The 9,965-nt window shown below is 70.0% G+C and carries 11 protein-coding genes; 7 read left to right on the plus strand and 4 right to left on the minus strand.

Annotated elements, in window-relative coordinates; genetic code table 11:
• The first annotated feature begins 8 nt into the window (after window positions 1-8).
• The 3 genes from ACWC09_RS48085 (at window position 9) to ACWC09_RS48095 (ending at window position 1,104) form a co-directional block, all read left to right on the plus strand.
• Window positions 9-218: an acyl-CoA carboxylase epsilon subunit gene (locus ACWC09_RS48085; RefSeq protein WP_450858132.1), complete on the plus strand. Its 210-nt coding sequence runs from the start codon at window positions 9-11 to the stop codon at window positions 216-218.
• A gap of 135 nt (window positions 219-353) precedes the next feature.
• Window positions 354-482 (plus strand): morphogenic membrane protein MmpB, encoded by a 129-nt coding sequence (gene mmpB, locus ACWC09_RS48090; RefSeq protein WP_450858134.1) that lies wholly within the window; start codon window positions 354-356, stop codon window positions 480-482.
• Window positions 483-486: 4 nt separating this feature from the next.
• Window positions 487-1,104, plus strand: a complete 618-nt coding sequence (locus ACWC09_RS48095) for a Maf family protein (protein WP_450858135.1) — start codon at window positions 487-489, stop codon at window positions 1,102-1,104.
• Here ACWC09_RS48095 and ACWC09_RS48100 read toward each other — a convergent pair.
• Window positions 1,073-1,570, minus strand: coding sequence for a hypothetical protein (locus ACWC09_RS48100; RefSeq protein WP_450858146.1), 498 nt, complete (start codon window positions 1,568-1,570; stop codon window positions 1,073-1,075). The genes ACWC09_RS48095 and ACWC09_RS48100 overlap by 32 nt on opposite strands.
• 363 nt (window positions 1,571-1,933) lie before the next feature.
• On the opposite strand from ACWC09_RS48100, the gene ACWC09_RS48105 reads away from it, so the two are divergent.
• Window positions 1,934-3,706: an acetyl/propionyl/methylcrotonyl-CoA carboxylase subunit alpha gene (locus ACWC09_RS48105; RefSeq protein ID WP_450858137.1), complete on the plus strand. Its 1,773-nt coding sequence runs from the start codon at window positions 1,934-1,936 to the stop codon at window positions 3,704-3,706.
• Window positions 3,707-3,903: 197 nt separating this feature from the next.
• On the opposite strand, the gene ACWC09_RS48110 is transcribed toward ACWC09_RS48105, so the two are convergent.
• The gene (locus ACWC09_RS48110) at window positions 3,904-4,896 is read right to left on the minus strand and encodes a helix-turn-helix transcriptional regulator (RefSeq protein WP_450858139.1); all 993 of its coding nucleotides are present in this window, start codon (window positions 4,894-4,896) and stop codon (window positions 3,904-3,906) included.
• A gap of 233 nt (window positions 4,897-5,129) precedes the next feature.
• Between ACWC09_RS48110 and ACWC09_RS48115 the strand changes: the two genes are divergently transcribed.
• Complete coding sequence (locus tag ACWC09_RS48115) at window positions 5,130-5,678, plus strand: TetR/AcrR family transcriptional regulator (protein WP_450858147.1); 549 nt, start codon at window positions 5,130-5,132, stop codon at window positions 5,676-5,678.
• Here ACWC09_RS48115 and ACWC09_RS48120 read toward each other — a convergent pair.
• Both ACWC09_RS48120 and ACWC09_RS48125 read right to left on the minus strand, forming a co-directional pair.
• Complete coding sequence (locus ACWC09_RS48120) at window positions 5,675-6,649, minus strand: DeoR/GlpR family DNA-binding transcription regulator (protein WP_450858141.1); 975 nt, start codon at window positions 6,647-6,649, stop codon at window positions 5,675-5,677. The two genes, ACWC09_RS48115 and ACWC09_RS48120, sit on opposite strands and share 4 nt — an antisense overlap.
• A 166-nt stretch (window positions 6,650-6,815) precedes the next feature.
• A complete protein-coding gene (locus ACWC09_RS48125; protein WP_450858142.1) occupies window positions 6,816-8,264 on the minus strand; it encodes an NAD(P)H-quinone dehydrogenase in 1,449 nt (482 codons plus the stop codon).
• Between the two features lie 106 nt (window positions 8,265-8,370).
• On the opposite strand from ACWC09_RS48125, the gene ACWC09_RS48130 reads away from it, so the two are divergent.
• Window positions 8,371-8,808: a gamma-glutamylcyclotransferase gene (locus ACWC09_RS48130; protein WP_450858143.1), complete on the plus strand. Its 438-nt coding sequence runs from the start codon at window positions 8,371-8,373 to the stop codon at window positions 8,806-8,808.
• Between the two features lie 121 nt (window positions 8,809-8,929).
• Window positions 8,930-9,754: a purine-nucleoside phosphorylase gene (locus ACWC09_RS48135; RefSeq protein WP_450858144.1), complete on the plus strand. Its 825-nt coding sequence runs from the start codon at window positions 8,930-8,932 to the stop codon at window positions 9,752-9,754.
• Window positions 9,755-9,965 lie beyond the last annotated feature (211 nt).

The following is a 9,965-nucleotide window of genomic DNA, read 5'->3' on the forward strand; positions in this document are numbered from 1 at the left end:
GAGACGCTGTGAACATCAAGGTCGTACGGGGCAACCCCACCCCGGAGGAGCTGGCCGCCGCCCTGGCGGTGGTCAGAGCCCGCGCGGTAGCCGCATCCGCCACGACGCCGGGTACCGCGCAGGACAAGGACTCCTGGTCCGACCCGGCAAGGATCGCAGCCCACCGCCTGCCCCAGCCGGGCCCCACGTCATGGTCCCGCACTTACTGGCCGGGCTAGGGAGATGCCCCAAGGGGCGCGGGGCTGTGTCGACATGCGGCTCCGCCGCGTGGGCACACAGAGGAACACCCCCGGGCGCCGATTTGAGTACCCGTACTCAGGCGCCCTCCCCCGGTCCGGCCCCACGCTGGTGGCATGCTGTGGTCGGACCCTGAGAACGAGCCCCCCGAGGAACTGCGCAACATGCAGGACATGCTGCGCAGACTCGGCGTTCTGATGGCCTTGGCCATGGTGCTGGCCATGGTGGTGATCGGACTACGCTGACCGCATGACCGATCAGCCCCGCCGCCTCATCCTCGCCTCCCAGTCCCCCGCCCGGCTGAACCTGCTCCGCCAGGCGGGCATGGACCCCGAGGTCATCGTGAGTGGCGTCGACGAGGACGCCATCACGGCCCCCACTCCCGCCGATCTGGCCCTCGCCCTGGCCGAGGCCAAGGCCTCCGTCGTCGCCGCCCTCCCGGAGGCACAGGGCGCCCTGGTCATCGGCTGCGACTCGGTCCTGGAACTGGACGGCCAGGCCCTGGGCAAGCCCGCCGACGCCGAAGAGGCGACGTCCCGCTGGAAGTCGATGCGAGGACGCGCAGGGGTGCTCCAGACGGGCCACTGCATCTGGAACACGGCCGCCAAGCGGTACGTGTCAGGCACGGCATCCACCGTGGTCCGCTTCGGCGACCCCACCGACGAGGAGATCGCCGCCTACGTCGCCTCGGGCGAACCCCTCCACGTCGCGGGCGCGTTCACGCTGGACGGCCGCAGCGCGCCGTTCATCGAGGGCATCGACGGCGACCACGGCAACGTGATCGGCCTCAGCCTCCCCCTCGTACGGAAACTGCTGGCCCAACTGGGCGTGGGCATCACGGAGTTGTGGGCGCCGGCGGAGCGGTGACGGGCGAGCCCTCGTCGCCGTCCCCGCTCTGGGGCTCCGGCTCCTTCGCCGGCGGGGCCGCGTCGCCCGGTTCCGCCGGAAGGTCGTAGGACATCAGCAGCAGCACGATGAGCGCCAGCACGACCACCATGAACAGGAACGCGGTCCAGCCCACCAGGCCCCACACCAGCGCCCCCAGCAGCCCGTGCACGACCGCCGCGCTGATCAGCAGGATGCGGCCGAGCCCGGCCGGCGGCCGGTTCCGTATCGCGACCAGGAGCGCGACCAGGCCGCACAGGGCGTAGTAGAGGCCGAAGACGATGCCGCCGACCTTCGAGGACATCGACATCATGTCCGGGTCGAGCCCGGCCAGGGACATGTCCTGACGGTCGACCACGACCCCCAGGAACCAGTTGAGCGCCGCGACGCCGAACGCCTCGGCGAAGAGCACGACCGCCACCACCCACGCCACCGGCCTGCGCACCACCGGACCCACCCACTCTCCAGCCGAGCTCTTGTCACCGCTTCTACCTTCGAGACATCGCGAACGCTACTAACGGGTAAACCCCGGGACAAGGGTTCTACGGACCGCAAAGAATCGTTGGGCCATTCGTAGGGACTCCACAAAGAAACGGAGTGGCCCGCAGCACGCTCTCACAGAGACCTTGACCACATGGGAGAGCTAGGGTTGCCGGGAGGAGTCCTGCGTACCTAGGTGCGACAAGGGATTTCGCGGGTCGAGCGGGCCTGGTATCACGCTCCGTGTGGGCAAGCTCACCACTGGGGACGGGTCGAAGTGCCGTGTCGGCAGTCCCTAAACTCGGCTTGTTTCAAGGAGGGAGCCTCAATCGTGCGCAAGGTGCTCATCGCCAACCGTGGCGAAATCGCTGTCCGCGTGGCCCGCGCCTGTCGGGACGCCGGCATCGCGAGTGTCGCCGTCTACGCCGACCCGGACCGGGACGCTCTGCATGTCCGCGCCGCGGATGAGGCGTTCGCCCTGGGCGGTGACACCCCGGCCACCAGCTACCTGGACATCCAGAAAGTACTGAACGCGGCACGCGAGTCGGGGGCGGACGCCATCCATCCCGGCTACGGCTTCCTCTCGGAGAACGCCGAGTTCGCCCAGGCCGTCCTGGACGCCGGCCTGATCTGGATCGGCCCGCCGCCGCAGGCCATCCGCGACCTCGGCGACAAGGTCGCCGCCCGCCACATCGCCCAGCGCGCCGGCGCCCCTCTGGTGGCCGGCACCCCCGACCCGGTGACCGGCGCCGACGAGGTCGTCGCCTTCGCCGAGCAGCACGGCCTGCCGATCGCCATCAAGGCGGCCTTCGGCGGCGGCGGCCGCGGCCTGAAGGTCGCCCGCACCCTCGAAGAGGTCCCCGAGCTGTACGAGTCGGCGGTCCGCGAGGCCGTCGCCGCCTTCGGCCGCGGCGAGTGCTTCGTCGAGCGCTACCTCGACAAGCCGCGCCACGTGGAGACCCAGTGCCTGGCCGACACCCACGGCAACGTGGTCGTCGTCTCCACCCGTGACTGCTCCCTGCAGCGCCGCCACCAGAAGCTGGTCGAGGAGGCCCCCGCGCCCTTCCTCTCCGAGGCCCAGGTCGCCGAGCTGTACTCCTCCTCGAAGGCCATCCTCAAGGAGGCCGGCTACGTCGGCGCCGGCACGGTGGAGTTCCTGGTCGGCCTCGACGGCACGATCTCCTTCCTGGAGGTCAACACCCGCCTCCAGGTGGAGCACCCGGTCACCGAGGAGGTCGCCGGCATCGACCTGGTGCGCGAGATGTTCCGCATCGCCGACGGCGAAGAACTCGGTTACGGAGACCCCGAACTGCGCGGCCACTCCTTCGAGTTCCGCATCAACGGCGAGGACCCGGGCCGCAACTTCCTCCCGGCCCCGGGCACGGTCACCACGTTCGAGGCCCCGTCCGGCCCCGGCGTCCGCCTGGACGCGGGCGTCGAGTCCGGCAGCGTCATCGGCCCCGCCTGGGACTCCCTCCTCGCGAAGCTGATCGTCACCGGAGCCACCCGCGCCCAGGCCCTCCAGCGCGCCGCCCGCGCCCTGGAGGAGTTCACGGTCGAGGGCATGGCCACCGCCATCCCCTTCCACCGCGCGGTCGTCACCGACCCGGCGTTCGCCCCCGAACTCACCGGATCCGCCGAGCCGTTCACGGTCCACACCCGCTGGATCGAGACCGAGTTCGTCAACGAGATCAAGCCCTTCGCGGCACCCGCCGACACCGAGGCGGACGAGGACCCGGACCGCGAGACGATCGTCGTCGAGGTCGGCGGCAAGCGCCTGGAGGTCTCCCTCCCGTCCTCGCTGGGCATGTCCCTGGCCCGCACCGGCCTCGCCGCGGGCGCCAAGCCCAAGCGCCGCGCGGCCAAGAAGTCCGGCCCGGTCGCCTCCGGCGACACCCTCGCGTCCCCCATGCAGGGCACCATCGTCAAGGTCGCGGTCGAGGAGGGCCAGGAGGTCAAGGAGGGCGACCTGGTCGTCGTCCTGGAGGCCATGAAGATGGAACAGCCCCTCAACGCCCACAAGTCCGGCACCATCAAGGGCCTGGGCCTGGAGGTCGGCGCGTCCATCAGCTCCGGCGCCGCGATCTGCGAGATCAAGGACTGACCGCGGAGGACCCCCATCCCCTACGGCGTTCCGAGGCGCCCGGCGGACCTGAGCAGTCGGTCCGCCGGGCGCCTCGTTCTTCCCCCGTCTCCGTCCCCCGAGCGGAGCACCACGACCCAGTGAAGCGAGCGGACCCACCCGCCGACCACCCGTCAATTCTGAGGCATCGCGACATATCGCCACACCGCCGGTCCGCTTCAGTCCACGAGCAGCCCCAGATCCCGCCCCCGCCGCAGCAGCGCGGCCGTGTGCCCCGCCTCCAACTTCCGGTGGAGGGAGGCGATATAGCCCCGCACGGTCACCGGCGACAGCCTCATCAGCCGGGCCGCCTCGGTCGCCGTACGCCCTTCGTGCAGGTGGCGCAGGGTCCGGTGCTCCTGCTCGGTGACACCGTGGAAACGGGCGAGCGCACGCGGCCGGGCAAGGTCACGCAGCAGAAGCAGCGCGGGCCGCCCCGGCCCCTCGGGCGCCACGTACCGCACCTCCACATCCCGCGCCACGAACACCTCGTCACCACCCAGCCGCGGATCATGTCCCACGACGGCCAGCAGCCCGGCGGCAACGGCGTTGAGGGCGTACGGCCGCCCGTCCTCGTCCAGGGCGGCGACACCACGCTCGTTCCCCCCTGCCAGGTCAAGGGCGACGGCGGCCAGCACACGCAACTGCTCCCGCTCACGCATGGACCTCTCCGCAACGGCGAGTTGGATCTGGGCCAACCCGAAGAGATCCCGCTCACGCTCACTGAAGTCACCCCCCGAGCGGGTCAGCGCATACCCCGCGACCACACTCATGTCCGATCCCGCGGACGCGACGAGATGCCGACGCATACCGAAGGGACGAAAGTCGAGGTTGTAGCAGTGGGTCCGCTGCCACTGCCGATCCCCCGCGACATCACTCACCCGCCAGGCCTCCGGAGTCGGCGTCTCCAGCATGACGTCGGTGAGCGGGTGGTCGAGGGGATGGTCGTAGATGACCATCGGATCCTCGTGGAACGACTCCTGGGGCAGGGAAAGAGCGACAAGATCCCCCACGCCGTCGGCCGAGAGCCGATAGGCCTGGGCCCCGTCGGCGGGAATGAGACCGAGTAACCCGGGCAACGCACGCTCCTGCAACTCCCCCACCGTGTCGGCGTCTTCCAGCTCCCGCACGAGCGTCAGCACGCGCAGCGCGTCCGCACCGCTGATGTCCATCGCACTCTCCCGGCGCTGCTCTCGCCCGAGAAGTCCTGAGAACTCCCGAGAAGTCCTGAGCAATAAGCTACGGCTCCGACGGCCCGCGGGAAGGCCGCTCGCACATCCCGATGGGGCATCCTGGAAGCACGTAAGGGCGCAGAGGAGAGCAGGTGAGAGGCATGGTGAGCGCGACCTCGCCCGAGACCGCCGGTGACCGGGACACCACGGTGACCCCCGCGCCCGCACGCGCCATGCGTGCCGACGCCCGCCGCAACTACGACCGTCTCCTGGCCGAGGCCCGCGCGGCCTTCGCGACCCACGGCACGGACGCGTCCCTGGAGGACGTGGCAAAACGAGCCGGCGTGGGGATCGGCACCCTGTATCGCCACTTCCCCAACCGCCAGGCCCTGTTGAGCGCGGTCTTCGAGGACGCGGTGACCGATCTGCTGACCCGCTCACGGGAACTGCTGGACGCCCCCGAGCCCTGCACGGCCCTGGTGACCTGGCTGCGCGAGATCATCACCCATGCCGGCGAGTACCGAGGCCTGGCGCACGCCCTGATGTCCGTGACGGCCGACCGCACCTCGGCGCTTGCCCGCTGCAGCGACCCGATGAGGGAAGCGGGCACCGCGCTGCTGGCCCGAGCACAGCAAGCAGGCAAGATCCGCGACGACGTGGCGATCACCGACCTCCTCCAACTGACCAACGCGATCGCGTTGGCAGCCGAGGAGTCTCCGGCAGACCCGGAACTGGCGGACCGACTGCTCAAGTTGACCCTACGGGGCTTGGGCGAACCCTAACGCCGCCGCATATCCGCAACCCGCGCCCGCTCAGCCCCCGGCCCCGTCTCACCGAGCACCGCGCTTCGCAGCCCCGCCCCCGGCAGAGCCCCTCGCCGGGGCCCCGGCAGAGCCACGTCCCGGCGAGCCTGCCGCGGGGGGACGGAATCACCACCCGAACCCGACCCCGTACCCGACCCGGCCCCTCCCGCCGCCCCGGCGACGGCGATCTGCACACCCTGATCGGCCAGCGCCTGCAACTCCGTGGCCGCCCGATCGTCATGCGGCGGCGGCTCGTCCGTCACCAACCGCGTGATCACGTCCGTGGGCACGGTCTGGAACATCGTGTCCGTCCCGAGCTTGGTGTGATCGGCGAGGACGACGACTTCCGCGGCGGCCTGCACCAGCGCCCGATCGACGGACGCGGACAGCATGTTGGACGTGGACAGCCCACGCTCGGCGGTGAGCCCGCTCCCGGACAGAAAGGCCCGCGAAACCCGCAGCCCCTGCAGGGACTGCTCGGCCCCACTGCCCACCAGCGCATAGTTGGAACCACGCAGGGTGCCACCGGTCATCACGACTTCGACCCGGTTGGCATGGGCCAACGCCTGTGCCACCAAAAGGGAGTTGGTGACGACGGTCAGACCGGGCACCCGCGCGAGCCGGCGGGCCAGCTCCTGGGTGGTGGTTCCCGCCCCGACCACGATGGCCTCGCCCTCTTCGACGAAGTTGGCGGCGAGGTCGGCGATGGCCGTCTTCTCGGCGGTCGCGAGATGTGACTTCTGCGGAAAGCCGGACTCCCGCGTGAACCCGCCCGGCAATACCGCACCGCCGTGCCGGCGGTCGAGGAGTCCTTCTGCCTCCAGTGCGCGCACGTCCCGCCGTACGGTCACTTCGGAGGTCTGGACGACGCGGGCGAGCTCACGGAGCGACACGGCCCCGTTCGCTCGCACCATTTCGAGGATCAATTGGCGACGTTCTGCAGCGAACACGAAACTGACAGTAACGCGGGCGACCGTCTGCTTTCAGCTGTTTGCGGTGAATAGCAGAAGTTGTTCGCACGCAAGGGCGGGAAGTGGTATAGGGCCTACCCGTCCCGCCTATGCCGTACGCATGCTCGACAACTCCCCGTGACCAGCGAGGAATTGGTTTCGGCCGTCAGACGTCCCCACCGGACTTACGGGTGTGGAGCTGCCGCGCGACCTCGGCGATCGACCCCGAAAGACTCGGATAGACGGTGAACGCGTTCGCGATCTGTTCGACCGTCAGATTGTTGTCGACGGCGATCGAGATCGGATGGATCAGTTCCGAAGCACGAGGCGACACGACCACACCGCCCACCACAATGCCCGTCCCCGGCCGGCAGAACAGCTTCACGAAGCCGTCCCGGATGCCCTGCATCTTGGCGCGGGGGTTGCGCAACAGCGGAAGCTTCACCACCCGGGCGTCGATCTTCCCGCCATCCACATCGGCCTGCGTGTACCCGACCGTGGCGATCTCGGGATCGGTGAACACATTGGACGACACGGTCTTCAGATTCAGCGGAGCCACCGCGTCACCCAGGAAGTGGTACATGGCGATACGCCCCTGCATGGCGGCGACCGAAGCCAGCGCGAACACCCCGGTCACGTCACCGGCGGCGTACACGCCCGGAGCCGTGGTCCGGCTCACCTTGTCGGTCCAGATGTGCCCGGACTCCCGCACCCGAACCCCGGCCTCTTCCAACCCCAGCCCGGCGCTGTTCGGAATGGCACCAACGGCCATCAGACAGTGCGTACCCGTGATGACCCGCCCATCGGCCAGCGTCACCTCGACCCGATCCCCGACCCTCTTGGCCGCGGCGGCCCGGGACCGAGCCATGACGTTCATGCCACGTCGCCGGAAGACGTCCTCCAGCACGGCCGCGGCATCCGGGTCCTCACCGGGCAGCACCCGATCACGGGACGACACAAGAGTCACCTTGGACCCGAGCGCTTGATAGGCACCGGCGAACTCGGCACCGGTCACACCGGACCCGACCACGATGAGCTCTTCCGGCAACTCGGTCAGGTCGTACACCTGGGTCCAGTTGAGGATCCGCTCACCGTCCGGCTGGGCGTCGGGCACCTCACGCGGATGCCCACCCGTGGCAAGGAGCACGGCGTCGGCGACAAGGGTCTCCTCGCTCCCGTCGGCCGCGGTCACCACGACCTTCCGCGACCCGTCCAGGGCCTGCATGCCCTCCAGCCGCCCACGCCCCCGCATGACACGGGCACCGGCACGCGTGACCGACGCCGTGATGTCGTGCGACTGAGCAAGGGCAAGCCGCTTCACACGACGGTTGACCTTCCCCAGATCGACCCCGACCACCCGGGCGGCCTGCTCCAAGGGCGGGGTGTCATCGGCGACGATGATCCCCAATTCCTCGTACGACGAATCGAAGGTGGTCATCACCTCGGCCGTAGCGATAAGGGTCTTCGACGGCACGCAGTCGGTCAGCACCGACGCTCCGCCCAGACCGTCGCAGTCGACGACGGTCACCTCCGCGCCGAGCTGGGCGGCCACCAGGGCCGCCTCGTATCCGCCGGGTCCGCCACCGATGATCACGATCCGAGTCACGTACCCCATTGTCCCGCACCGCTCAAGGTGCTATTGCCCGGGGGCGGGGCAATGGGTTGGCAAGGGGCCCCTGGTGCGTCCGAGACCCAGGAGCCGACTGCCGTACTCTCGACCCATGTCGCTCTACGCCGCGTACGCCGGCAACCTCGACGCGCGGCTGATGACCCGCCGCGCCCCGCACTCGCCGATGCGTGCGACGGGCTGGCTCAACGGCTGGCGGCTGACGTTCGGGGGCGAGCACATGGGCTGGGAAGGCGCACTCGCCACCCTGGTCGAGGACCCGGTCTCCCAGGTCTTCGTAGCTCTGTACGACATCGCCCCGCTGGACGAGGAGTCGATGGACCGCTGGGAAGGGGTCGGCCTCGACATCTACCGCCGCATGCGCGTCCGCGTCCACACGCTGGAGGGCGAGGAGCAGGCCTGGGTCTACGTCCTCAACGGCTACGAGGGCGGCCTCCCATCGGCCCGCTACCTGGGCGAAGTCGCAGACGCCGCAGAGTCGGCAGGCGCCCCCCACGACTACGTGATGGAACTCCGTAAGCGCCCCTGCTGATCACAGCGGCCACAAAGCTCCCTCCTCCCCCACCCTTCGTTGGAAACGACAAGACAACGATCGCCATCCCGTTGGCTCTGTCATCTACGCGCGTAGGCCGGAACCGGCTACCCTCGACCGCGTGAACGCATCTCTTCTTCCGGACGACGTCCAGGGCGACCCCCACGCCGCCGCCGACGCCGCCGCCACGCGCCTGCGCGAACTGACCGGCGCCGAGACCCACGACGTCGCCCTCGTGATGGGCTCCGGCTGGGCCCCGGCCGTCGACGCCCTCGGCGCCCCCGACGCCGAGTTCCAGGTCACCGAGCTCCCCGGCTTCCCGCCGCCGGCGGTGGAGGGCCACGGCGGCAAGATCCGCTCGTACAAGATCGGAGAGAAGCGCGCCCTGGTCTTCCTGGGCCGCACCCACTTCTACGAGGGCCGCGGCGTCGCCGCCGTCGCCCACGGCGTCCGCACCGCCGTAGCCGCCGGCTGCAAGACGATCGTCCTCACCAACGGCTGTGGCGGCCTCCGCGAGGGCATGCGCCCCGGCCAGCCGGTCCTGATCAGCGACCACATCAACCTCACGGCCACCTCCCCGATCCTCGGCGCCAACTTCGTCGACCTCACGGACCTCTACTCCCCGCGCCTCCGCGCCCTGTGCAAGGAGATCGACCCGACCCTCGAAGAGGGCGTCTACGCGCAGTTCCCCGGCCCGCACTACGAGACGCCGGCCGAGATCCGCATGGCCCGCGTGATCGGGGCGGACCTCGTAGGTATGTCGACGGTCCTCGAGGCCATCGCTGCGCGCGAGGCGGGCGCCGAGGTCCTGGGCATCTCCCTGGTCACCAACCTCGCCGCCGGTATGACCGGCGAGCCGCTGAACCACGAGGAGGTTCTGCAGGCCGGCCGGGACAGCGCGACGCGGATGGGTTCGCTGCTGGCTCAGGTACTCGGGCGGCTCTGACGCCACAGGGGCTGCGGCGACAGGTCGTAGAGCGGTGCGGGTGAGCGAGTTCCCCGCGCCCCTTGACGACATACACGCAGTCGGCGTTGCAATGTGGCCGTCAGCCGCCCACGGCGAGAAAGCGCGACGGCCGTGGGCGGGTGCAGCCGCCCACGGCGAGAAGCCGGGACAGCCGTGGGCGGGTGCAGCCGCCCACGACGAGAAGCCGGGA

The sequence above is a fragment of the Streptomyces sp. NPDC001617 genome (genome assembly GCF_053596855.1).

What these genes read in the sequence shown, in the direction of transcription:
- ACWC09_RS48125 (WP_450858142.1), bottom strand. Translation starts at nt 8,264, where the DNA reads ATGGGGTACGTGACTCGGATCGTGATCATCGGTGGCGGACCCGGCGGA.
- ACWC09_RS48110 (WP_450858139.1), bottom strand. Translation starts at nt 4,896, where the DNA reads ATGGACATCAGCGGTGCGGACGCGCTGCGCGTGCTGACGCTCGTGCGG.
- mmpB (WP_450858134.1), top strand. Translation starts at nt 354, where the DNA reads ATGCTGTGGTCGGACCCTGAGAACGAGCCCCCCGAGGAACTGCGCAAC.
- ACWC09_RS48095 (WP_450858135.1), top strand. Translation starts at nt 487, where the DNA reads ATGACCGATCAGCCCCGCCGCCTCATCCTCGCCTCCCAGTCCCCCGCC.
- ACWC09_RS48130 (WP_450858143.1), top strand. Translation starts at nt 8,371, where the DNA reads ATGTCGCTCTACGCCGCGTACGCCGGCAACCTCGACGCGCGGCTGATG.
- ACWC09_RS48115 (WP_450858147.1), top strand. Translation starts at nt 5,130, where the DNA reads ATGCGTGCCGACGCCCGCCGCAACTACGACCGTCTCCTGGCCGAGGCC.